Consider the following 24,285-nt stretch of genomic DNA (forward strand, 5'->3'; position numbering starts at 1 on the left):
GATGACAAGCCAAGCCTGCGGCGATAGCCTGCCGGCAAAACAAAAGACACGGGAGGAATACCATGCCAGACGCAATGGTCGCCGCACGTGAGTCCAAGGCGGCGAGTGGAACAGCCCAACAGGTCGACGTTGCCGTGGTCGGCGCCGGATTTGCCGGTCTTTATCTTCTCCATCGCCTGCGCAAGTCCGGCCTCACGGCGGTCGCCCTCGAGGAAGCCGGCGATGTCGGCGGCACCTGGTACTGGAACCGCTACCCCGGCGCCCGTTGCGATATCCAGACCATCGACTACAGCTACACCTTCGATCCCGAGCTCGAAAACGCGTGGACCTGGTCGGAGAAATACGCGACCCAGCCCGAGATCCTGCGCTATCTCGGCTTCGTTGCCGACCGCTACGATCTGCGCCGCGACATCCGCTTCAACACCAAGGTCACCGAAGCCAAATGGGATGAAGCGACTGAGCGCTGGCAGCTCACCACGAGCAGCGGCACGCCGGTCTCCTGCCGCCACTACATCATGGCCACAGGCTGCCTCTCCGCGCCGAAGCCGCCGGAGATCGACGGCGTCAAGGATTTCGAGGGCAAAGTCTATTTCACCGGGCGCTGGCCGCATGACGGCGTCGATCTCGCCGGCAAGCGCGTCGCCGTGATCGGCACAGGCTCGTCGGCCATCCAGTCGATTCCGCTGATCGCCGAGCAGGCCGCGTATCTGACCGTGTTCCAGCGCACGCCAAATTTCGCGCTGCCGGCGCATAACGGCCCCTCGCCGTCCGATCGCATGGATCTTCTCCAGAGCGACCGCGGGGCCTATCGCGAGCAGGCGCGACAGTCGATGACCGGCGTGCCCTATCCGCAGCAGACCGTCGTAAGCTGGCAATTGAGCGATGCCGAGCGTCGTGAGCGGTTCGAACGTGCTTGGGCAGCCGGCGACCTCGTCCACATCCTGACGCAGCTCTGGGCCGACCAAGCCGTCGACGTCGAAGGCAACAAGATCGTCCAGGACCTGATCCGCGAGAAGATCCGCGCCGCCGTCAACGACCCCGAGACCGCTGCGGCACTCACGCCGCACGACCACCCCTTCGGCGCAAAACGCCCCTGCCTCGATACAAATTACTACGCGACCTACAACCGACCGAATGTCACGCTGGTCAATCTGCGCGAGGAGCCGATCAAGGCGATCACCACGAGCGGCATCACAACGGCCAAGCGCAGCGTCGATGTCGACGTCATCGTGTTCGCGACCGGCTTCGACGCCATGACCGGCGCGATCCGCGCCGTGCATCCAATCACCGGACGCGGCGGCAAGTCGCTGACCGACGTCTGGGCGCAGGGGCCGCAGACCTATCTCGGGCTGACGGTCGAGGGCTTCCCCAACTTCTTCATGATCACCGGGCCCGGCAGCCCGTCGGTGCTGTCGAACATGGCGGTGTCGATCGAACAGCATGTCGACTGGGTCGTCGACCGCATCGCCGCGCTGCGCGAGGCCGGCTTCACCACGATCGAGCCGACCGAGACGGCGCAGGCCGGCTGGGGCCGGCACATGACGGACTGTTCGATGGTGACCCTGCACCGGCTCGCCAACACCTGGTACACGGGCGCCAACGTGCCCGGCAAGGTGCAGGGCCTCATGCCTTACACCGGCGGCGTCGGCCCCTATCGCAGCATTTGCGACGAGGTCACGGCCCGCGGCATGCTCGGCTTCAAGCTGACCGGCCCCAACGGCGCGGCGCAATGCAACGACGGCGAGGTGGTATCACTGCAGCCGGATGTGCGGCTGGTGCTGAATCTGCTGGCATCGCTGAACCTGCCGCCGATCGAGTCAATGGGTGCGCTCGGCGCACGCGCCTTCGTCAACGAGTTCAACAAGGGCCGGCCCGCGGGACGGCCGATCGGCGACGTCGTCGACGGCACGCTGCCCGGCGCGGACGGCCCGCTGCCTTACCGGATCTACAAGCCGGCGACGCCGGGGCCCCATCCGGTCGTGGTCTATTTCCACGGCGGCGGCTGGGTGCTCGGCGACGAGCAATCGGACGAGCCGCTGTGCCGCGATCTGGCGCGGCGGACCGGCATGATGTTCGTCAGCGTCGGCTATCGTCACGCGCCCGAGCATCGTTTCCCGACCGCGGCCGAGGACGGCTATGCGGCAACGCGCTGGATCGCCGAGCACGCGACCGAGCTTGGCGGCAGGCCGGGCCCGGTGCTGGTCGCAGGCTGGAGCGCCGGCGGCAACATCGCCGCCGTCACCTGCCAGCTTGCGCGCGATCGCGGCGGGCCTCAGATCGCCGGCCAGCTCCTGGTCTGCCCGGTCACCGACTGCAGCTTCGACCGGCCCTCCTACAACGACAATGCGACCGGCTATTTCCTGACGCGCTCGCTGATGTACTGGTTCTGGGACCTCTACTGCGCACCGGCCGACCGTACCGATCCGCGCGTCTCGCCGCTGCGCGGCAACGTCGCCGGCCTGCCGCCGGCCTTGGTCGTCACCTGTGAATTCGACCCGTTGCGCGACGAGGGCATCGCCTATGCCGAGGCAATGGCAGCCGCCGGCGTCCCGGTCGAGCAGCTCAGGGCGCGCGGCCATTTCCACTCGTCCTTTGCGATGGTCGACGTGGTGATCACCGGTGTAGCAGGCCGGGTGCAGATGGCCGCAGCCCTGCGACGCTTCGCCGGGCTTCCGCCGGAAGTCAGCCGCGGCGATGAGGATAGCCACGATCATTCCAGCCCTGGCCACAGAATCGCGGCGGCCGCGAGCTGATTTGCGACAAGGCGGCCGGGAACCTTTTCCCGGCTGCTGCGTTAAGCGCCTGGCATTGAGATGCAGCGATAGGTGTGGGCCCCGGCACGCAGATCCGCGTGCTGGGGCAATTTTTATTGCGTGAGGCGGGACGGTGGGAGACGTGGTTGCGGATTCAAAGGTCGATTTCGGAGCGCCTGCAGCCCTGCATAAATGGCCGTCGCTTGCGAACCAGCGCCGACCGGACAGGGATTCTTATCCGATCAGCGAAGGTACGCTCGACCAGTGCATATCGGCCTTCATGGAGAAGCCGGCTACGACCAGGCATCTCTATGAGATTCACACGATTGCGCAGCCGCCGCTGGTCACCGCTATCCTCTCGCCCGAGCACGTCATCGAGCTATCGCGATTGAGAGAATTTCTCTGATAGCGTGCAGACGCGGAAGCTGCACGCGCGCGACAAGCTTTTCATGAGGCAGGAACCTTCTACCGGATTTTCCCGTTAACCGGGATCGGAAGTCGAGACGAGAGCCACAAGATGCTTGAAGCCGGCGTACCATCCGCGGTCGTGCCCTATGGTGCAGACCAGACCCTGTTCGTGGTGATTGATCGCCGCGACAAGGCGACTGAAATCCGCATCGAACGAAGCGATCTTGAAGCCACGATCGGCGAGCTCGTCGCCGGCTGCTTCAACGATCCAATTAAGGTGATCTCCTTCAACACGCTCGAGCACTGGATGAAGGACATCTCGACCGAAATCACCGGCGAGATCAAGGCGCGCTGCGACATCGATGGCGTCCGGCTTCCCGACTATCTCAGCGACTTCGTCGAGAGCCATAGCTGACCGCGCCTCGTCCTCGTTGTTGCGTTTCAGATCGCAGGCAAAAAAAGCGCCGCTTCCGCGGCGCTTTTCGTGTGGCAGCAATATTGTTTGAGCATGACCTTATCGGAAAACCACTTCACGCTTTTCCGGATCATGCTCTAGTGGTGCCAGAACAACGCCAGCAGCAGAACGATCGGCAGCGGCACGCCAAGCAGCCAAAGCAAGGCACCTCGTCCAAAACCCATGACTTCCTCCTCCACATTCATCATTGACATGACGCCAGAGACGAACAGAAGTTCCGCGCCTCGCAGCGAGGGCGAATGCGTTCAGTGCATGGTTTATCAGGCGCGCCGGTACTTGCCGGCGATGACCTCGATTTCGCGGCGGCGTTCGCCGGCGAAGGTCAGGAGCTTTTCGATCGTCAGCGTATCCGTGATCCGTTTGGCGAGCCGCTCGGCGCGCGCGGCCTGATCTTCGAGATACTGGATCGTGTTCAAACGCCGCCTCCCCCGAGGACCCCAAATTGGAGCCCCTACTTGTTTGGGCGCTCATGGTGCGCCAAGGCGACTAACACTCGGTTAAGCAGGGCGGCTCAAGTCAATCAATCGCGCTCTATCGCACCACGTCGAGCCGGACATTGGTGATGCCCTTGTCGACCATGCCGAGCGCCTCGGCCGCGGAGGGCGAGATGTCGACCACGCGCCCGCGAACATAGGGCCCGCGATCGTTGACCCGGACGGTCACGAAGCGGCCAGAGGAAACATCGGTGACGCGCAGCTTTGTGCCGAACGGCAGGCTGGGATGCGCCGCGGTCAATTCGTTCTTGTCGAACCTCTCGCCGCTCGCGGTCTCCGTATCCGAATAGAAGCTGGCAACCCCGTGCGAAGCGGTTTGCTTTGCGTCACGGTCGGGGACGCGTACCCGGCTGATCGGCCGCGGATGCAGGGCCGCTACCCTATGCGGCCGCTGGACCGCAGCCTGCCGATTGATACCAAGATCGGCCTTCTGGCGGCCGACCGGCGATTGCGCGCAGGCGGCGAGCGACGCGGCGCCGATGATGGCGAGCAGCAACCGGCAGGAGGTTGCGAGGGAAATTCGGGCACTTACGGCACGTGCAAAATGAGACATGGTACGCCCCTCCGAACTGCCCGGAGTTTCGGTGGGCAATGAGGGCAGAACCTTGACTGAAGGAAAGCAGGCTTAGGGCCACGACCGTTTCGTGCCGGCTGTGGCGATTCCACCACAGTGGCGTCTCCTGAATCGAGACGGACTCGCGCAAAACTAGCCCGATGCAACGCGCCAGGCGATCGGGCGCGTCTCCAGCTGCGCTTCGCTCGCGTCGGTGTCACCTTTCAGGAGCCGCATCAGCTCGCGCCGATAGAGCCGCCGCCAGCCGGTTTTCAGGCTGGCGAGAAAGTCGAGTTCCCGTTGCGTCAGTGTGCACATCATGGACCCGATCCGGTCGCGAAGGCCGCGCCGTCAGCCGACGAGGCCTCCCATCGGCTTGACGTCGGCACTGCCGGGGAAGACCGCATCCGCCAGCACCTTCTCCTCGACGCGCAGATGATCCCTGAGCAGGCCCTTCAGCACGGCGCGGAGATCGGTGGTCGGCTTGAGGTCGCGATCCTCGAACAGTTGCGCCGGCTTGAGGCCCGGCCAGTCCGCGATCACGCGGCCGCCGGCGAGCGCGCCGCCAATGAGGAAGGCGACCGTGCCGGTGCCGTGATCCGTGCCCTGCGTGCCATTGATACGCGCGGTGCGCCCGAACTCGGTGACGACGGCGACGACCGTCTCCCGCCAGGCCTCGCCCATGTTGGTCTCGATTGCCGCGAAGGCGCCATCGAGCGCACCGAGCAGATTGTAGAGCTGGCCCGAGGCCGCACCTTCGGCGATATGCGTGTCCCAGCCGACGAAGCCCATGGCGCCGACGCGCGGGCCGTCGGCCTTGGCGAGATAGCGCGCGGCGGTACCGGCTGCTTCGGCGAAGTAGGCGCGCACACGCGCGATGCCAGGCGGCATCAACGTCGGATCGTCCGACATCTGATCGCCCGTGCCGGGCGCGCCGCCGAGTGAGGCGAGCTTCATGCGTGCCTGGAGCACGGTCGCAAGCTTCGGATCAGTGTGCTGGTAGAGATCGAGCAGGCGGTTCTGCGTGTCCTCGCTCGCCGGCAACAGTTTTTGCGGCACCCATGTCATGACGGGCGCCGAGCCGCGCACCACCAGCGGTGTCACCGAGCCGATGCCGAGCGCGCGGCTGCCGCGCGGATCGACGCGCCCACCGGACTCCATCGCCAGCAGCGCGCGGTTGAGCCATCCCGAAGCAGTCACGCCGGGCTTCGAGATGCCGCTCTCCAACACGTCCTGGCCGTCGAAATGCGAGCGCTCGCGATAGGGCGTCGCGGCAGCATGGACGATCGCGGCCTTGCCGGTCTTGTAGAGACGGTGCAGGTTCGGCATCGCCGGATTGAGCGCGAAAAAGGAATCGAGCGGCAGCGCCGGCGGCTTGCCATCCAGCACCAGCGCGCGATCGCCGCGCAAGCCGACCCAGTCGGGATCGCCGACCGGCGCGACCGCACCGAGACCATCGAGCGCGCCACGCAGGACGACGACGAGAAGGCGCGGATCGCGCCCTTCGGCACGTGCGATCCGCGGCATCTGGCTCCACGCGAACAGCGCACCGGAGCCGACCAGAAGTTCGCGCCGCGTGGGCAAATGATCGACGAAGCCCATGCTCACCTCCTCTGAAAATCCGCCGACATGAACAATAGCGCCAGTGCCTGTTGCCGGCTCTCGGCGCGTCCGACCGCCTGCTTCACCTCGGGCGCGATCTGCGATGCGAAGACATCCTCGATGATGACTTGCGGATCGGCCATGCCCGTGATGCGCTCCGCAAAATTGTTGGCGACGTCGAGCCGCCGGCCGATACCGTCGACCCAGCTAGCTTCGTCGTCCGGATAGCCTTTCGGCGCAGACGGACGCCACAGCGCCTCGCCCAGCAGCTCCTGGCCGCCGGTGAAGCGCACGGGATCGACGACCGTGATGCCGGTCGCGCGCACCACGCCGACGACCCATTCGCCGGGACGCTTCAATTTTGACGGCGGCCCGCGCCACGCATCGTCCGACGACACCATCGAAATCGCGACCTGCTTGAGATCGCCTTCGGTGTCGCGAAAGGTCTTGGCCATCTGCTCGACCAGAACCGGCGGCGGCTCGTCGGCGACGAAATGGCGCGCGAGCTTGGTTGCGACGTGGGTCGCCGTCGCCGGATGCGCGGCGAGGTCGCGCAGCACGGCGCGGCCCTGCTCGGCGTCTTCCTGCTCGTAGCGCTTGCCGAGCACGGTCTGCCCGCCGGGCTCGTGCAGCCGCGGATTGAAGGTGAACTCGCCGCCATGCTGGGGATCGGCGCCCGGCGGCACCAGCGTCCAGCCGGTCAGCACGTTGGCGAAGCTGAGCACGTCGTCCTGGGTGTAGCCGGTGCGTACGCCGAGCGTATGCAGCTCCATGATCTCGCGCGCAAAGTTCTCGTTGAGTCCACTGCTGCGATTGATACCGGCGATCGAGTTCGCGCCCATCGAGCCGAGATTGTCGAGATAGAACAGCATCGCCGGATGGCCTTCGACGGCCAGCAAGAGATCGACGAAGCGGCCGAGCGCATTGGCGCGAACGGCTTCGCGTTCATAGGCGCCGGACATGCTCTGGATCCGGTTGGCCGAGACGCAGAAATGGTTGGACCAGAACCACACCAGCCGTTCGGCGAAGCCGATGTCGGCGGCGAGCGCGGCCTCCGTGCGCAGCTTGGCTTCCTGCAAGTAGATCGGACGGCCGGGATCGGGAACGGCGTCGGCCGCCTGCTTGGCCGCCATCTCGGCAGCATCCTTCTCCTGGCCCTGTGCTGACGCTTGCCCCTCGGTCTGCGCTTGAGCTTGAGCCTGACCCTGGTCACCCGGAGCAGTTGGCACCGCAGCCATCTGCTGCTTCTTGGCCTGTTGCTGCGCCTGCTTGGCGCGCGCGGCTCGCCGTGCATTGGCATCGGCCACGGTGCGATAGGCTTTCGCACTGGTGGGAAGGCTGGCAGCGGCGCTCAATGCGAGCGGCCGATCGAGCTCCGCGATCAACGCACCGCGCGGGTCGGTCCCGACAGCCGCAATCGATCCCGGTCGCGGCCCCATCCCGAAACGATGAAGCGCCAGCACGGCCTCGGCCTTTGCGGAATTGCTCATGGCGAACGCCCAACTCTTTCGAGCCTGCCGACCGCTGTCGCGCTAGGCTACCAACCGTAATGCTACAAATCGTAGCATTACGGAAATGCGCTCGCAAGCGGAGATTGAAACGCTATGGTCAAGAAGCCCGGAGCCGCGACAGACAGACACCCGCGGCAGTCCTAGAAATTGGGCCCAAGCGCGCTCTTCGCCGCGTGTTGCTCCCAAGGCCCCGGATTCAGGATGAGCCCCGAGACTTTGCCTGCCGCGTCCCTGACGAAGGCGATCCGGGTATGATCCTGGTCGTCGACGGCGAATTCGTTGCTTGATGTCGCCACGAGCGGCGTCGCGTTGCCCTTCTCGAATTCGAGGATCGGCCAAGCCCCCGTCGCCTCCGCGATCAGCTTGCCTTGCTCGACGCGAAGTTGAAGCAGGACCGAATTGGCACGGCGGGTGGCTCTTACGATGCTGAGATCGTCTGCGCTGCGTTGCCCCTTGTGGACGATTTTCATCTTGATCGTCGAGTTGGCTGGCCCTCGCAGCTTGGCCAGGACATCGGCGAGCGCGAGGCCTTTGAGCGGCGCGCCGTCAATTTCAGTGATGAGGTCGCCCGCTGTCACACCGGCCTTGGCTGCGGGGCTACTGCCGAGGTTCGGCTTGTTGATCCTCAGCCCATCCTGCTCCATGGCGACGAAACTCCCGATTCCAAGCCATCCGGTCTTGCCGTCGGCCAGGCCCTGCCTGTCACGCGAGCTCACCGTGGCGCCGAAGTCATAGGTCCCGGCATAATCGGCGAGCGCTTCGGGGCTCAGGGGCACCGGCGCAGCCGGCGGGACGGCGGCCGACTCGGAAATCGTCAATGCGCCATAGACGAGGTGATTGATCCCCGAATACAGCACCGCCTGGCGCCCTTTGCTGCCGGGCGTCGCCTGGACCATCTGGACGCCGATCAATTGCTCCGCCGGATCGATCCAGAAATACGTGCTCCAATGTCCAGCCCAGGAAAAGCTTCCGACCGCTCCCGGGATCCAGCTTTGGACCGGATCGGTGCGGATGGCGAAGCCAAGCCCGAAGGTTGTTCCGGCGCGGGCGCCAACCTCGTCACCTCCGAAGATGCTGACACCCGATGGCAGTGCGTTCGTCGTCATCTGCTTCACCGCATGCGGGCTGAGCACGCGCACGCCATCGAGCTCGCCGCCATTGAGCAGCATCTGGCAAAAACGGAGATAGTCGGGCGCGGTCGATACGAGTCCGCCGTCGCCGGAAAACAACTTTGGCGGCGTCGTCACATCCCAGATCGGCGGCCGTTCCGGCATGGGAGAATCAACCAGCCGATCGAGCTTCTCCTTCGGCACAAAGAAGCCGGTGTCGACCATATGCAGCGGCCCAAAGATGCGGCTCTCCAGGAACTGATCGAAGGGCCGACCGGACGCCACTTCAACGACCCGGCTCAGCACTTCGACGCTCCAGCCATACTCATGGACCTCGCCGGGCTCGTGCGCGAGCGGCAGGCGGGCGAGGCTCGACACGAAATCCGCTAACGTCGTGTCGCGTCTCCGCACGGCCCTCAAGCCATAGAGCCCATGGATCATCCGGATCCCGAAGTCGGCGCTTGCGTCGGCAAGGCCCCGTTCCGGGTAGGCAAAATCGAGCTCCGGATAGATCAGGCCGGACGTATGGCGCAACAGATCGCGAACCGTCATCGGATGTTTCGCTGGTTTTGGCAGACCGATCCCGTAGTCCATTTCGCCTGTGGCCGGGTCCGTCTTCTGGAAAGCGACCCGCATGTTCGCGAGCTCCGGCAGATATTGCGAGACGGGCGCGTCGAGGTCGAGCTTGCCCTCGTCCACCAGAATCATGGCGGCGACGCTGGTCACCGGCTTGGACATCGAGGCGATCCAGAAGATGGAATTCGTCTTCATCGGGACGGTCTTGGCGCGGTCCTGAAATCCGATGGCCTGCAAATAGGCGAGCTTGCCGCCCTTCGCGATGGCGACGACGGCGCCGGGCAAAAGGCCGTCCGACGGCGAGAAAGAATCGAAGCGCGCCTGATACCACGGCGCGATCCGCGCCAGACGCGCAACTGAGAACCCCAGGCTTTTTGCATCGCCTGGTGTCGCGAGGTCATCGGCAAACGCGGTGCCCGACAGACAAAGCACAACGGGAATCGTTCACATCGATGCGACGAGTCTCATTCCGCAGTCTCCGCAGAAGCAGAAGCACAACAAATCCGAGCAGGCGCTCCTGCGGCAGACGTGAACCGCTAGAAATTCGGTCCGAGCGCGATCTTCGTGATCGTTCCGTTCCTGACGCCGATGCGCCATTCCGCCGAGCCGTTGGCGAACTGGGCGACATAGATGTCGCTGTCGAGCGCCGTGACGCCGCGGAACGAAACCGCGCGCAATGCGCCGAGCCGCGCCAGGATCGCCTGGTCAAACGGAAGCTGCTGACGCGTGATGTCGGCCACCTCCGACGTCATGCGCTCGTAGTCCGGCTGGCCCTTGCCGACGCCTTCGATATAGCGGCGCAGCATCTCCTCGCCATTGGCGATCGGAACGGCGCGGCGCGCCGCGCGCCCCGGCCGCGCGCCGATGTTCGACGCTTCGACATTGTGGAAGCGTGTCTGCCGCCCCGGCACCAGGACCTCGAGGCACCGACCGGACTTGTCGGCAATCACCCAGGGATTGTTCACGGTGGTCGTGGATGCCCAGGACACGTTGGGTCTGACGGTGCTCTGCATCCTGCGATTGCCATCGGCGTCGAGATTGAAGACCTGGATGTCGTCGCCCATCTCGTTATAGATCATGATCCTGATCGGCGAAGTGCCGGCGCGGCCGCGCACGTGTGCTTCCTCCGAGCAAGGCACGATGCCGCCGAGCTCATCGTTGCCGTCGGGCCGGAAGATCACGTCGCCGGCCTTGCCGTCGGGCTCGATCATCAGGCGGAATTCGGCCGTGCCGTTCTCGAACTTCGCGCCATAGATGTCATAGCCGCCGGGGCCGACGCCGCGGAAGAAGATCGACTCGACCGCGCCGAGCGCCACGAACGTCGCTTGCGATTCACTGAGCTGCCGGTGAACCTTGGCCGCCAGCGGCGCACTCATCCGATCGTAGTTCGGCGTGCCGCGACGCAGATCTTCGATCCCGCGCAGAATCATCTCCTTGCCGCCGGCAACCGGGACCTGCTCCCTGAACCTGTCAGGAACCTCCGCAAGGCGGCGCGCGAAATCCGCCTCGATCGCCTGAGCCACCGATGCATCGATCCGCGGCGCCAGGCGAGCGCCAAAGACCGAATTCTGCACCAGAACCCGCGAGACCTTTGATTGCTCGTCACGCAGGAAGATCAGGAGATTCTCGCCACGGATCGAGAAGACGTCGGCACCTTCGGCGAGGAGCGTGGCCCGGCCCTGCACGGTTTCCTGTACCTGGAGACGATCGCCCTCACGCCGCACCATCAGCACGCGGTTCGGCGCAATCCTGTACCAGCCGACATACTGGTCGAGCGATGCCGGATCGGCGGCCGCCGTCGGCATCTCGGCGACGCGAACCGCACGGATATCGCGGCCGTTCATGCGCAGCATCAGCTCGGAGGAGCGGCGCTCCGCATCGAGCGGGAACGTGATCTCGCCGGACGAGGCCGCGTAGGCCGCGGTGCCGTCACTGCCAACGGTCAGGCGCAGCCTGCGCTGTCCGGTGAGCTGGCCGTAGAGGTCGTCACCTTCGCGGAAGATGGCGAACACCGAGGCGGGACCCATGGCGTAGAAATTGACGAAGGGGCGGTAATGCTCGGCCGGCACCTCGCCGGTATCCGCAGCGACGGGTGCGGGGTCCGGGGTGCGATAGGCGATCATGCCGGCGGACACGATCACAGCCGGAATGATCGCGGCCGCGATCCACAGCCGCTTGCGCCAGCCGACTGCGACGGGCATGGCGGCCGCCGCGATGATGCGCTCGACGCGGGCGCGCACGGTCGATACCCGCGCCATCGCGAGCTCCACCGGCCGCGGATTTGCGCTGGTTGCGACATCGAGCAGGATTTCGGCATAGGACCAGCGGTCGTCGATGACTTCGATCGCCTCGGCGTCGCTGATGATCTCGGCGAGCTCGGCGAGACGCGCGAGCTGCCACCACGAGAACGGACTGAACCAGAACACTGCACGGTTGAGCGAGGCGAGCAGCAGCACATAGAAATCGCGATTGGCGACGTGGGCGCCCTCATGTGCGAGCACCGCGAGGCGCTTCTTCGCATCCCAGCCGGAGAACTGCGGCGGCACCAGAATGGTCGAGCCGAACGTGACGGGACCACCGACCTCGCGGCTGACGCGCACGTCGGCGTCGATCAGCTGCGGGCCGCTCATCGGCCTTGCCGCGCGTGCCAGACGCCAGGTCAGGCAGAGACCGATGGCCAGCCGCAGCAGCAACGCGCCGGCGACGCCGGCATAGACGATGGTGGCGACCAGCCACCAATTGATCGATACAGCAGCTTTTGCCGGCGCCACGACAGCAGCGCCCGGCGGAATCGGCAGCGCCGGTTGCGGGGCCTCCAGCATCGAGATGTCGGCCGGCAGGAAATCATCCGGCACGGATACCGGCAAAGGCATCCGGGTGATCGTCAGCGTCGGCCAATGCATGACGAAGGGCATCGCCAGCGATGCCAGCAGCACGACGACCCACGCCGTCATTTGGACGTGTGGATTGCGCACGCGAAACAGGTTGAGACCGAACCAGACGACGCCTCCCAGCACGAAGGAGCGTAGCGCCGCCTCAGCCAGAGTTGCGATCATTCTTTCTTCACTCCCCTCGCCTTCTTCGCCTTGGCCACCTGGTCGGCCAGTGTACGCAGCTGCTGCTGGTCAAGCATCGCATTGTCCACCATGCCGACGAGGACTTCCTCCATCGAGCCGTTGCAGAACCAGTCGACGATACGCTGCACCGCCTTGGCCGCGACCCGCGCGCGCTCTTCCGCAGCGTGGTAGACATAGGTGCGTCCGTCCACGGTGTGCCGAGCATAGCCCTTTTCTTCCAGCCGGCGCAGCACCGTGCGGACCGTGGATTCCTTCAGACGCCGCGACAGCCGCTCGCGCACGACCTCGGCCGTAACGGGACCATGGGCCCAAACCAATTGCATGACCTCGTGCTCGAGGTCGCCCAGTTCGGGCAAACGATCGTCCATGGCATCTGACCTTGCGGATTGAGTTTTCTTGTAACGCTACAGATCGTCGCATATGCGGGCGCGCCGTGCAACGGCGATTCCACCTCGCCGTGCCGTCATGCCTGGGCTTGTCCCGCCTGCGCGGCCGAAGCCGCTTCGGCGAGGCGAAGGCCCGGCATCCACGTTCTTCGGATCGCGCGGCAAGGGGCGTGGATGGCCGGGACGGGCCCGGCCAAGACGATGTGGAAGCCTCAGCGCATCAACCGCGCCGTTTTGGGTGCAGCACGCTCAGTACTTCGGCTCGTACATCTCGGACTGAACCAGGCCCTTCACGTCGTTGGGCGCCGGTCCATCCGCCAACCCGCGTTGATAGGCGACATCAGCCACCGCAGCCGCAATCCGGGCCGAGACCTCGCGAATGCGAGGGAGTGCCGGATAGAGGCTGCCCTGCGCGAGGTCCTCCTTGCCGACGCAATCGGCGAGCGTATGCGCGGCCGCCATGAACATCTCGTCCGTCACCAGGCGCGAGCGGCTGGCGATGACCCCGAGGCCGACGCCGGGGAAGATGTAGGAGTTGTTGCCCTGGCGCGGCACGAAGGTGCGGCCGTTGAGCTTCACCGGATCATAGGGACTGCCGCAGGCGAACAGTGCGCGGCCCTCGGTATAGCGGTAGGCATCCTCGGCCGAGCATTCCGCCTTCGAGGTCGGGTTGGAGAGCGCGAACACGATCGGCTGCTCGTTGAGCGCGGCCATCGCCTTGAGCACGTCGGGCGTGAAGGCGCCTCCGACCGCGGCGACACCGATGATCGCCGTCGGCTTCAGCGTCTTGATCGCGGTGAGGAAATCGGCGATCGGCGCCTGGCCGGCATGGGCATAGCGCAGCTTATGGCCAGAGAGGCCGTCGCGGCCGCCGACGACGAGGCCGCGGGAATCCACCAGCCAGTTGCGCCGTAGAGCTTCCGCCTCGGAAATTCCCTCCGCCATCATGGCGGAGACGACGAGATCGGCGATGCCGGTTGCCGCCTCGCCCGCACCGAGGAACAGGATGCGCTGATCCCTGAGCTTGCCGCCATTGACACGCAGCGCCGAGAACAGGCCGGCGAGCGCCACGGCCGCGGTGCCCTGGATGTCGTCGTTGAAGACGCAGGCCTCGTCCCGATATTTGTGCAGCAGCTTGAACGCCGAGTGATTGGCGAAATCCTCGAACTGGATCAGCACGCCCGGAAACGTCTTTCGCGCAGCCTGCATGAACTCGTCGACGAAGCTGTCATAGGCCTCGCCGGTGAGCCGCCGCTCGCGCAGGCCGATATAATAGGGATCGTTCAAGAGCTCTTCGTTGTTGGTGCCGACGTCGAGCACGATCGGCAGGCAATGCTCGGGATGCACGCCGGCGCAGGCGGAATAGAGCGAGAGCTTTCCGACCGGGATGCCCATGCCGTTGGCGCCGAGATCGCCCAGCCCGAGGATACGTTCGCCATCGGTCACGACGATCAGCTTGGCCGGATAAGGCCAGTTCTTCAGGATCTCGGCGATCTGGCCGCGATCGCGCGATGAGATGAACATGCCGCGCGGCCGCTGGAAGATCAGGCCGTACTTCTGGCAGGCGAGCCCGACCGTCGGCGTGTAGATAATCGGCTGGATCTCGTCGATATTGTCGACGACGACGCGGAAGAACAGCGCCTCGTTGCGGTCATGCAGCGCATTCAGCGCGACATATTTCTCCAGGTCCGTCGGCAGCGTGCGCAGATTGGTGAGCACGCGCTCGACCTGCGTCTCCATCGTCAGCACGCAAGCCGGCAGCAGGCCGCGCAGGCCGAGCGAATCGCGCTCCGCTTCCGTGAAGGCGGTGCCCTTGTTGAGCAAGGGATCGCGCAACAGCGTCATGCCGTGAGCGGGGTCGGATGATGTCGAATGGGCGCTGACCCGAGCAGGTCTATTCACGAATTCCCCCAGGGAGTTTCTTATTGAACCGCAAGCATTGTCGGCCAGTGCTCACCTGAGATCAAGGACGTAGAGACTCAAGGCTCGATTGTGATCTCGCACCGCAGCGAGATTTCGCGAAAAGCCGGCATTTGCGCGCGAGAAGAGGTTAACGTAGCAGGACTACTCGGGCTTGATGTCGGCCGCCTTCACGATCGGCCACCATTTCTCGGTCTCCGCCTTCTGGAATGTGCCGAGCGCCGAAGGCGATTGCTGGTCGGCCGGCGGAATCTCCTGCCCCAATTCGGCGAAACGCTGCTTGACAAAGGGATCGGCAAGCACGGCGACGATGGCCGCGTTGAGCTTTGTGACGATCTCCTTCGGCGTGTTCTTCGGTGCCCAGATGCCGTGCCAGTAGGAGATGTAGAGGCCGGGCAGGCCCGCCTCGTCGACGGTCGGAATGTCGGGCGCGGAGGCGAGCCTCGTCGGCGAGGTCACTGCGAACGCCTTGATCGCGCCGTTCTTGTATTGCGGCAGCGAGTTCGAGGCCTGGTCGAACATGATGTCGATCTGGCCTGCGACGAGATCGATCATGGCGGGTCCGGCGCCGCGATAAGGCACGAACTGGAAATCGGTGCCGGTCTTCTCCTTGAAGAAGACGCCTGCGACGTGCGCGCCCGTGCCTGCACCAGCTGTGCCAGCAGTCGCCTTGCCGGGGCTGGCCTTCAGCCACGCAATCATCTCTTTCAGATTGTTGGCCTCGAGCGACTTCCGGCCGACGATCAGCTGCGTTCCCATCGCGATCGTCGCGACCGGCTCGAAATCGGCGATCACATCATAGGGCAGCTTGAAGATCGCGCCGTTCAGCACATGCGTGCCCCAATGGCCGATCGTGATCGTCGTGCCGTCAGGCGTCGCGCGCGCCACGCGGGCGCCCGCAATGCTGCCGGAGGCACCGGCAACATTCTCGACCACGACGGTCGTGTGGAGCTGGGCGGCGATCCGCTCGGACAGGATCCGCGCCAGCGTGTCGGTCGGGCCGCCCGCCGCGAACGGCACCACGAGGGTGATCGGGCGCGACGGGAACGGCTGGGCGCCCGCCGGCACGGCCCACGCCGCGGATCCGATCAATACGCAAATGACGATCACATGACCGCGTAGTCCGGCCCACAGCCCCTGCATTCCATCCACCCTTTTTCATCGCCCGCATGTTGTCAGCGGGCTGGGGCCGGAGTGAACGCTGCCGGGCGGGCAGAGGCAAGCTGGAAATTATGCCGAGCGCTAACCGGCCGCCCGCCGCGGGGCCAGATTGGCGGCGCCATCTGCCGGCGGCGCGATCTGCATCAGGATGGTCTGGACCGGGGATGCGACCTCGATGCCGTTCTGCTGGAAGCGCAGCTTCATGCGGCGGTTGAATTCGCGCTGGACCGGCCAGCGCCCCGCCTCCGTGCAGCGGATCTGGCCGACAATCGACACCATGGCACCATCGACCTTGTCGATGCCCCACAGCTCGAGGTCGCCGCGAATTGCCGCGCGAAACTCCGGCTCGCGGCGCATCTCCTCGACGATGTCCTTGAGGATCTGGCCGGCGCGGTCGGTGTCTTCCTTGTAGGCGACATTGACACTGACGGACGCATTGCCGGCGCCGCGGCTGGCATTGGTGATGGTCGTGACCGCGCTGAACGGCACGATGTGCACCGCGCCGTCGCCGGCGCGCAGACGAATGGTGCGGATCGAGACGTTCTCGACCACGCCGGAGAGGCCGGAGACGCTGACATTATCGCCGACCTGGACCGTGTTCTCCAGCAGCAGGAACAGGCCGGTGATGAGATCCTGCACCAGCTTCTGCGAGCCGAAGCCGATGGCGATACCGACGATGCCGGCGCCAGCCAGCAGCGGGGCGACGTTGACGCCGATCTCGCTCAGCGCGGTGAGGCCGACGACAGTGGCGATCAGGCAAAGCAGCGCCGTTCGCAGCATCGGCTGGAAGGTGCGCAGGCGCGCCGCGCGGGCGTAGTGCCCGTCGCGTGACAGCGTATTGATCTGGCGATCGAGCAGCGCGTTGCTGGCCTCCCAGATGGCGGCAGCAATGAGCACCGCGATGCCGATGGTCGCCACCGCCGAAATCAGCCGGCTGCCGATCTGGCCTCCATAGAACCAGACGATGGCGTCGACGCCCCAGACTTCGAGCACGGCCACGAAGCCGATGAACGCGATCACGCTGGATACGACCTTGCGCAGCAGCGGCAGATAGCGGTTGGCGCGGATCTCGAGGCCCGGAAAGCGCTGGAGAATCTCCGGCTTGATACGGAAGCCGCGGTCGATCAGGCTCAACGTCACCATGATGGCGACGCGCGTGATCAGCGCCACCACGACGGTGCCGACGAAATATTGCAGCAGCAGCGAATAGCCATTGCGGATGTTGAGCGCCCACACCGCCCACAGCGCAAGGTCGAGCGCGATGGCGAGATAGTGCCAGCCGCCGGCAATGCGGTTGCGCAGGCGCGCCGCGATCCCCTGCCGCTCCGCCGGCGCGCGGATGGCCTCGGCGACCTGGCGGCGGCATTGCAGGATGATGACGACGACGAAGAGATGCACGACCAGCAACACCATGCGCAGCAGCGCCGCATAGCCGGCACGATGCAGGCCGAGCAGCAGCGCCACATTGGCGAACGCGATGCCGGAGACGCCGACGGCCACGATGCGCCGCGCCCAGATCTCGATATAGGCCGCGGTTTCTGCCCGAACCGGAACGACACCAAACGGCCCCGCCAGCGCGCGGACGACGCAGATGAGCCCGCGCGAGAACGCATAGGCATTGACGACGGCGAGGATCACGAGGCGGACGGTTGCGGGATCGCCGATCTCCGTGCCGAGCAGTGCGGTTGCGACGCCGATGAAAACGAACACGGGGAGCAGCTCGAGCAGGAGACGCCCGAGCACGAACGGCAGCCGCAGCAGCAATTGCCAGACACGTGCGAGACTGTGGCGGCGCTTGTGCAGCTCGGGCGCGGGCGTGACATCGGCGACCGATGACGGTGGATCTGCGATGGGCAGCACCTGCGCCGGCAGGCGCGCGGTTTGCGGGACGCGTCCTTCCAGGAAGGCAACCGGTCGCCGGATCGCGCGGAAGATCACCCATTCCGCCGCAATGGCGCAGCCGAGCACCAGCGCGAGCTTCCACGCGATCTCGATCAGGAGGTTGTAGGCGACGGGATCGTTGGCGGTCCGTACGATCCAGTAATAGAAGGCGGGGAAATGCGTCAGCGTCCGCGCCACGTCGGCGATCTCGCGCGAGATCTCGCCGATCTCTTCCGACACCGTGAGCAGGAGCTGGGCGCCAAGGCCGTCGGCCGAGAGCGGGATCGGCGATTTCTGCTCGGGCGCGGCGGGTACGGGCTGCTGCTGACCGGGCGCATTCGCGATCACGCGCAGCGTATCGATCATCTGCGCGCGCTTTTTGTCGTCCTGGAGCGTCTCCAGCGCACGCTTCGCTTCCTCCGTCGACAGTGCGGCGGCCCTGTTGGCGGCCGGCGGCTCGGCGCGGACGGTGGAAAGAGACGAGATCGCGAGGAAGAGAGCGGCGAGGAACGCCGGGGCAAGCTTGTGCGACACGAGGATTCCCTGGAAAAGTGCATGCGCTGGCGGAGTCGGGACTGTCGCCGCCGAAGCACTGCATCATGTCGGATCGACGCTATTCGCCCCGGCGCTGTGTCGGAAGTTGGCCAACCAGGCGACATTCTCTTGGCATTTGCCGCAATGCAGGAACGGGAACCTTCGGCTCCGCGCGGCCGGACATCAGCCGATTGCGACGCGCACAACAAAATCCTCCCGTCATTCCGGGAGTCGGCCCGTAATGACGGCGAGGAGGAGGAGAAAGCAGGATGTCAAAGCGCCTGTCATGGCGGCCGCATCACGGCCATCCGACACGATCCGTGTGATGCAAAATACAGCGCCGGGAAGGTAGGGGCTTTGCCTCACTGATGCAGCCCGCTAAACCTTGACCCGGCGTGCCGTTCGCGGTTTCTGCCGCTATGCGATAGTCCGAACGAGCTCCATCGCACTTAACGCGGCTGGATCTGCGGAGGTGGAGTCATAGACCTCCCCTTGCTCTGAGGTGGACGACGCGTCGCTTGTTTGCGACCAACAACATGCTCCTCCCGTGACATAAAACTGTCAAGCAGGATCAATGGTGCCGGTATCACATTTGAGGACGTGTTCCCTCCACCTCGACAGATTGATCGCATTGGATCAGGGAATAAATTCCCTCCCGCCGCGTTTGTGTCAGAGAGTCCATCCGCCTTCCGCATTCCATCCATTTCCAGAAAGCCAGACATGAAAGCATTACTTTGCATCGCCGCTGTCGCGGCCCTCCTGACTGGATCAGCCTTCGCGCAGACCCCGCCGCAGACCTCGACCAAGAAGGTCGACGGCACCGAGAACGTCTACGTCTTCCGCTATGGCGGTCATCAGTCGATGTTCGTAGTGACGCCGCAGGGCGTGATCGCGACCGACCCGATCTCGTATTTGCGTCCGGCAAAGCCCTATATCGACGCCATCAAGGCCGTCACCGACAAGCCCATCAAATACGTCATCTACAGCCACCACCATTACGACCACATCGCCGGCGGCCAGCCCTTCAAGGATCTCGGTGCCACCTTCATCGCGCACCGGCGGACCAAGGAGCGCCTGCTCGAGTTGAAGAAGCAGAATTCGCTGCTCGCCGACGTCGTGATGCCGGACCAGGTGATCGACGGCAAGAAGAGCATCACGCTCGGCGGCACCACGCTGGAGCTGAACTATGTCGGCCGCAACCATTCCGACAATTCGCTGGTGATGCGGCTGCCGAAGGAGAAGATCGTCTTCGTCGTCGACTTCGCGCCGATCGAGTCCGTGCAGTTCCGCAACATTCCCGACAACGCCTCGCCGATCGAGTATATCGCCTCGCTGAAGAAGCTGGCGTCGCTCGACTGGGAGCGGATGATCCCCGGCCATCCCTATGCCGGCGGGCGCTTCGGCACCAAGAAGGACGTCGAGGACGACATCGCCTACATGGAAGATCTGTCCGCAGAGGTGAAGAAGGCCGCCGACGCCGGCAAATGCTTCGACACCGCGATGAAGGAAGTGAAGCTGCCGAAATACGAGAAATGGGCCAATTACGAGACCGCCCTTCCCGCCAATGTCGAGCGCTTCTGCTACTGGTGGGGCCGCGGATATTGAGGGGCGGCTTGCTCAGACGCGACGAGCTTCGCTCGCGCTGAGATCGTAGGGTGGGCAAAGGCGCTCTTGCGCCGTGCTCACCACCTCTCGCCGGATGAAGATTGGTGGGCACGCTTTGCTTTGCCCACCCTACGAGGTCGCCGCTAGCGAACGCGCCGCCCTGTCCTCGCCGACGGCGCCTGCGCGAAATACGGATTCGTCAGACATATCGCCGGACGTCCCTGCGCGCTTGCCTGGCACTGGGCCAACGAGGAGAAAATGCAATCCATCCGCTCGCCCTCCAACTCGCCGAAGACGTGCAGGCAGACCGGCGCATCGCCCCCATAGGTCTGGGCGCGCGCGGAACCGGCGATCAAGAGCGCGGCGAACAGGGAAACGACGACAGCACGCTTGCACACGACAATCTCGAAATCAGAGAAACATTTCAGTCAAATCAACCGTCGAAGAGCTGCCGATCCAGTCAAAGTTTTGCGTCAGCCAGATTCGCGCGGCCTCGCGCCCCTCGTCACGCAGGCGGCACAAGAGGCTCCATTCGGGATGGAACTGCGTGGCCGTTCCGAGCTGCGACATCAATTGGTCGTTTCCGATCCAGTGCATGAACATGCGGCTGTGCGTGTTGCGATCGAGCTCGCCGCTATCGATCAGCCGGGTCGCGAAGGCAATCGCGCGCATCTCACGCATCAGTGACGAATTGAAGCTGATCTCGTTGATGCGATGGAGGACGTCGGCGGCGCTCGCCGGCAGTTCGTCACGCCGGATCGCGGTCACCTGCACGATGATGACGTCTTGGCTACCTTTTCGATAGATCAGCGGAAAGATCGCGGGATTTCCGAGATAGCCGCCATCCCAATAATGCTCGCCGTCGATCTCGACCGCCTGGAAATATGGCGGCAGACAGGCCGAGGCGAGCACGGTCTCCGCGCTGAGCAGCGGCGTCTGGAACACCTTGATCTTGCCGGTACGGACATTCGTGGCGTTGAGAAAGAGCTGCGGTGCGTCCGGCGATGAATTGAGCCTGTCGAAATCGACCACGCGTAGCAGCAACGACCGGAGCGGATTGAAATGGAGAGGGTTGAGCAGGTTCGGCGGCACCGTGTGCGTCAGCGTGTGGATGAAAGCATGGACAGGGTGATATTCCGGCGGCAGCTTCAGGGCCTGGATCAACTGGTTGAGTGGCGAGAACAGGTCATAGACCTGATCCATCCGCGAGACCTCGTACCAGAACGCATGCAGGTTCTGCCGCGCCGCCTCGGCTCCGCCGATGGCCATGCCTGAGGCCAGCACAACTGCATTCATCGCGCCCGCGCTTGTAGCGCTGATCGCCTCGATGGCGAGCCTGCCGTCCTCGAGCACGTGGTCCAGCACACCCCAGACGAAGGCGCCGTGCGCGCCGCCGCCCTGGAGCGCGAAGTTGACGTTCTTCTGGTTGCTGGTCTCGCGGGCGGTCACTTTGCGGGCTTCCTGCCTCCCTTCCCCTCGCTCTCCAGCGCTTTGCGCACTTCGGCGAACTCACGCAGTGAGCCCTTGTCCGCACGGGGAAAACGCAGATCCAGCTTTTCGAGCGCCGCGACGATCGCCGAACCGATCACGACGCGCGCGAACCATTTGTGGTCGGCCGGCACGACATACCAGGGCGCATGCGACGTTGCCGTATGCCGGACGATGTCCTGATAGACCGCCTGGTAGCGCGGCCACAGCGCGCGCTCCTTGATGTCGTCCATCGAGAACTTCCACTGCTTGGCCGGCTCCTCGAGCCGCTCAAGGAAGCGTTCGCGCTGCTCCTCCTTGGATAGATTGAGGAAGAATTTCAGAACCACCGTGCCGTTACGGCTGAGATGGCGCTCGAAAGCGGAGATGTCCTCGAACCGCTCCTTCCAGATGTTCTTGGTGACGAGCCTTTGCGGCAGCTTCTGTTTGGCAAGAATCTCCGGGTGCACCCGCGTGACCAGGCACTCCTCGTAATGGGAGCGGTTGAAGATGCCGATATGGACGCGCTCGGGCAGCGCGATTGCGTGGCGCCAGAGGAAATCGTGATCGAGCTCCTTGGTGCTCGGCGCCTTGAAAGCATGGACCTCGCAGCCCTGCGGATTGATGCCCTCGAAGATCGCCTTGATCGCACTATCCTTGCCGCCGGCGTCCATGGCCTGGAACACGATCAGCACCGACCAGCGGTCCTGGGCGTAGAGCTTCTCCTGAAACTCGATCATCCGCTTCTTGTTGGCGTCGAGAATCTCCTGCGCCTTCTCCTTGTCGAGATCGCCCTTCTCGTTGGTCTTGTAATCCTTGAGGTGAAACTTGCCCGATCCGTCGTAACGAAACGGCGTGATGTAGCGGTCAAGTTCCTGGGCGAGCGATTTGGACGGCTTCTTGCTCATGAGCGCGGGGCACCTTGCGTTGCGGCTTCAATCGGTCGAGCAGGCTACCAAGGATGCCCTTGGGAAGGAATATGATGAAAAGGACCAGCAGCACGCCATAGACGAGGTTGTCCCAGCCGACCGCCTTGGTGCCGAAGCCGATCCGCAGGGTTTCTGCCAACAAAATTGTGATGACAGCGCCAAAGGTCGGGCCGAGCGAGACGAACAGGCCGCCGACGATGGCCGCGAACACCATCTGGAGCGACACCGCGATGCCGCTGACGGTGTCGGGGGTGATGAACATCTGGTACTGGCAGTAGATTGCGCCGGCGAGCGCCGTCATCACGGCACTGAGCAGCGTGATCTTCAGCTTCTCGGCGGTGACGTCGACGCCGGCCGCGGCTGCGGCATCCTCATCCTCCGAGATCGCCTCGAGTGCGTAGCGGGCCATGCTGCGGTCGACCCAGTGCCAGACCACGATGCCGAAAAGCCAGACCCCGAGCGCGATCAGATACCAGGTCGTCTTGTCGTCGAATTGCAGCGCCAGCAGCTTGTTGCCGGAGGCGCGATTCGGCGTATAGCCGAGCGAGCCGCCGGTATAGTCACGCGTCGCCGTGATGACCTGGAGCACGATGCCCGACAGCGCCAGCGTCACCAGCACGAAATAATGTCCGGTGATGCGGAAGCGGAAGCAGGGATAGCCGACGATCAGCGCCAACGCACCGGCCGCAACCATGCTGATGGGAATGCCGATCCAGGGCGACCAGCCCAGATGGTTCCACAGCAGCGCGGTGACATAGGCGCCGATCCCCATGAAGCCGCCATGTCCGAGCGAGACGAGGCCGAACCGTCCCATTATCGACCAGGACGTGTAGGCGAACGACCAGATCAGGATCAGCACGAGGATGTGCAGATGATAGGGGTCGCGATAGAGGAAGGGCAGCGCGACCAGCGCCGCCAGCCCGACCGCCCATGCCGCAAGCCGCCCCTGCCCCATCATCGGCGCCTCGCAAGCAGGCCCGCGGGCCGGATGAACATCATGACGATGAAGAAGGCGAAGGCGAGCACGTAGCCCCATTCGAGATCGGAGAACAGGCCGCCGAGCGAGATGATCTCGGCGAACAGGAAGGCGGCGATGAAGCCCCCGATGAAATTGCCCAGGCCCCCGAGCACGCAGATCAGGAAGGTGATCGGCCCGAAGGACAGGCCGACGAAGGGGTGCACGTCATATTGCAGCACAAGAAGACAAGCGGCGAGCCCGGCCAACGCACCGCCCAGCGCCGACGTGACGAGGTAGATCCGCCTGGTGTCGACGCCCATCAGCGCCATGATCTGCCGGTCCTGCGAGATGGCGCGGATCGCGGTACCGGTGAAGGTCCGGGTCATGAACAGATAGACCGCGACCATTCCGACCAGCGCCGCCAGGAACGACAGCAACCGCGCGTAGCTGAAATTCATGTCGCCGAACGCGAGCACCGGCAGGCGGATGCCGAGGTTGCGGAAGTCGATGCCGAAGGCAACGGTGGCAAAGCTCTGGAGCACGAACAGCACCCCGCCGGTCGCGAGCAGCTGGTTGATCGGCGGCGCAGTCAGCAGCGGCGCGATCACGAGATAGTGCAGCGCCGCGCCGAGCACCGCGACCAGCAGGATGGTGAGCGGCGCGGCGACGAAATAGCTGATGCCGTAATACTGCACCATGAAATACATGGCGTACATGCCGATCATCACCAGCTCGGCGTAGCAGATCCAGGTCACGTCGATGACGCCAAAGATCAAGTTGAGCCCGAGCGCGAGCAGTGCCAGCACGCCGCCGAGCAGGATGCCGTTGATCACGGCCTCCAGCAGATAGATGTCGAAAATGCCCAAAAAAGCTTGCATGCCTGCAT

At 64.5% G+C, this 24,285-nt stretch carries 20 protein-coding genes; 4 read left to right on the forward strand and 16 right to left on the reverse strand.

The window, feature by feature from the left end:
* Nucleotides 1-62: 62 nt before the first annotated feature.
* The 3 genes from AB7008_RS37665 to AB7008_RS37675 all read left to right on the forward strand — a co-directional run bounded on the left by AB7008_RS37665 (nucleotide 63) and on the right by AB7008_RS37675 (nucleotide 3,576).
* On the forward strand, nucleotides 63-2,753 hold the full coding sequence (locus tag AB7008_RS37665; RefSeq protein WP_441260426.1) for a flavin-containing monooxygenase: 2,691 nt from the start codon (nucleotides 63-65) through the stop codon (nucleotides 2,751-2,753).
* A gap of 133 nt (nucleotides 2,754-2,886) precedes the next feature.
* Nucleotides 2,887-3,159 (forward strand): hypothetical protein, encoded by a 273-nt coding sequence (locus AB7008_RS37670; protein ID WP_441260427.1) that lies wholly within the window; start codon nucleotides 2,887-2,889, stop codon nucleotides 3,157-3,159.
* A gap of 111 nt (nucleotides 3,160-3,270) precedes the next feature.
* On the forward strand, nucleotides 3,271-3,576 hold the full coding sequence (locus AB7008_RS37675; RefSeq protein WP_441260428.1) for a hypothetical protein: 306 nt from the start codon (nucleotides 3,271-3,273) through the stop codon (nucleotides 3,574-3,576).
* A gap of 320 nt (nucleotides 3,577-3,896) precedes the next feature.
* Here AB7008_RS37675 and AB7008_RS37680 read toward each other — a convergent pair whose 3' ends face one another.
* From AB7008_RS37680 to AB7008_RS37730, 11 genes are all read right to left on the reverse strand, one after another.
* Entirely contained in the window at nucleotides 3,897-4,052 is a 156-nt protein-coding gene (locus AB7008_RS37680) for a hypothetical protein (RefSeq protein WP_014493103.1), read from the reverse strand.
* A 115-nt stretch (nucleotides 4,053-4,167) separates the two neighbouring features.
* The gene (locus tag AB7008_RS37685; RefSeq protein ID WP_441260429.1) at nucleotides 4,168-4,683 is read right to left on the reverse strand and encodes a septal ring lytic transglycosylase RlpA family protein; all 516 of its coding nucleotides are present in this window, start codon (nucleotides 4,681-4,683) and stop codon (nucleotides 4,168-4,170) included.
* A 153-nt stretch (nucleotides 4,684-4,836) separates the two neighbouring features.
* Nucleotides 4,837-5,004: a hypothetical protein gene (locus tag AB7008_RS37690; protein ID WP_441260430.1), complete on the reverse strand. Its 168-nt coding sequence runs from the start codon at nucleotides 5,002-5,004 to the stop codon at nucleotides 4,837-4,839.
* Nucleotides 5,005-5,034: 30 nt separating this feature from the next.
* On the reverse strand, nucleotides 5,035-6,285 hold the full coding sequence (locus tag AB7008_RS37695) for a DUF1501 domain-containing protein (protein WP_248879351.1): 1,251 nt from the start codon (nucleotides 6,283-6,285) through the stop codon (nucleotides 5,035-5,037).
* 2 nt (nucleotides 6,286-6,287) lie between these two features.
* Complete coding sequence (locus AB7008_RS37700; RefSeq protein ID WP_441260431.1) at nucleotides 6,288-7,775, reverse strand: DUF1800 domain-containing protein; 1,488 nt, start codon at nucleotides 7,773-7,775, stop codon at nucleotides 6,288-6,290.
* A gap of 161 nt (nucleotides 7,776-7,936) precedes the next feature.
* A complete protein-coding gene (locus tag AB7008_RS37705) occupies nucleotides 7,937-9,913 on the reverse strand; it encodes a serine hydrolase (RefSeq protein WP_441260432.1) in 1,977 nt (658 codons plus the stop codon).
* 104 nt (nucleotides 9,914-10,017) lie between these two features.
* Complete coding sequence (locus AB7008_RS37710) at nucleotides 10,018-12,537, reverse strand: M56 family metallopeptidase (RefSeq protein WP_441260433.1); 2,520 nt, start codon at nucleotides 12,535-12,537, stop codon at nucleotides 10,018-10,020.
* On the reverse strand, nucleotides 12,534-12,926 hold the full coding sequence (locus AB7008_RS37715) for a BlaI/MecI/CopY family transcriptional regulator (RefSeq protein WP_014493096.1): 393 nt from the start codon (nucleotides 12,924-12,926) through the stop codon (nucleotides 12,534-12,536). The genes AB7008_RS37710 and AB7008_RS37715 overlap by 4 nt, the downstream gene beginning before the upstream one ends.
* Before the next feature lie 267 nt (nucleotides 12,927-13,193).
* Nucleotides 13,194-14,789: an NAD-dependent malic enzyme gene (locus AB7008_RS37720; protein ID WP_304494248.1), complete on the reverse strand. Its 1,596-nt coding sequence runs from the start codon at nucleotides 14,787-14,789 to the stop codon at nucleotides 13,194-13,196.
* Between the two features lie 219 nt (nucleotides 14,790-15,008).
* Nucleotides 15,009-16,007 (reverse strand): tripartite tricarboxylate transporter substrate-binding protein, encoded by a 999-nt coding sequence (locus tag AB7008_RS37725; RefSeq protein WP_441260434.1) that lies wholly within the window; start codon nucleotides 16,005-16,007, stop codon nucleotides 15,009-15,011.
* A 99-nt stretch (nucleotides 16,008-16,106) separates the two neighbouring features.
* The gene (locus tag AB7008_RS37730; protein WP_441260435.1) at nucleotides 16,107-18,440 is read right to left on the reverse strand and encodes a mechanosensitive ion channel domain-containing protein; all 2,334 of its coding nucleotides are present in this window, start codon (nucleotides 18,438-18,440) and stop codon (nucleotides 16,107-16,109) included.
* Between the two features lie 720 nt (nucleotides 18,441-19,160).
* Between AB7008_RS37730 and AB7008_RS37735 the strand changes: the two genes are divergently transcribed.
* A complete protein-coding gene (locus tag AB7008_RS37735) occupies nucleotides 19,161-20,045 on the forward strand; it encodes an MBL fold metallo-hydrolase (protein WP_304491015.1) in 885 nt (294 codons plus the stop codon).
* 143 nt (nucleotides 20,046-20,188) lie between these two features.
* Here AB7008_RS37735 and AB7008_RS37740 read toward each other — a convergent pair whose 3' ends face one another.
* The 5 genes from AB7008_RS37740 to AB7008_RS37760 are packed head-to-tail and all read right to left on the reverse strand — an operon-like array spanning nucleotide 20,189 to nucleotide 24,277.
* Nucleotides 20,189-20,443 carry a DUF3551 domain-containing protein gene (locus AB7008_RS37740; protein ID WP_304491016.1) on the reverse strand — a complete coding sequence of 85 codons (255 nt, stop codon included), beginning with the start codon at nucleotides 20,441-20,443 and terminating at the stop codon, nucleotides 20,189-20,191.
* Nucleotides 20,444-20,456: 13 nt separating this feature from the next.
* Nucleotides 20,457-21,494, reverse strand: coding sequence for a patatin-like phospholipase family protein (locus tag AB7008_RS37745; protein WP_028156474.1), 1,038 nt, complete (start codon nucleotides 21,492-21,494; stop codon nucleotides 20,457-20,459).
* On the reverse strand, nucleotides 21,491-22,420 hold the full coding sequence (locus tag AB7008_RS37750; RefSeq protein WP_441260436.1) for a polyphosphate kinase 2 family protein: 930 nt from the start codon (nucleotides 22,418-22,420) through the stop codon (nucleotides 21,491-21,493). Before AB7008_RS37750 ends, AB7008_RS37745 begins: the two co-directional genes overlap by 4 nt.
* Nucleotides 22,380-23,399, reverse strand: a complete 1,020-nt coding sequence (locus AB7008_RS37755) for a branched-chain amino acid ABC transporter permease (RefSeq protein ID WP_304491017.1) — start codon at nucleotides 23,397-23,399, stop codon at nucleotides 22,380-22,382. The genes AB7008_RS37750 and AB7008_RS37755 overlap by 41 nt, the downstream gene beginning before the upstream one ends.
* Complete coding sequence (locus AB7008_RS37760; protein ID WP_014493087.1) at nucleotides 23,396-24,277, reverse strand: branched-chain amino acid ABC transporter permease; 882 nt, start codon at nucleotides 24,275-24,277, stop codon at nucleotides 23,396-23,398. Before AB7008_RS37760 ends, AB7008_RS37755 begins: the two co-directional genes overlap by 4 nt.
* Nucleotides 24,278-24,285: the final 8 nt, after the last annotated feature.

It is taken from the genome of Bradyrhizobium sp. 521_C7_N1_3, from assembly GCF_052075975.1.
Lineage (GTDB): Bacteria > Pseudomonadota > Alphaproteobacteria > Rhizobiales > Xanthobacteraceae > Bradyrhizobium > Bradyrhizobium japonicum.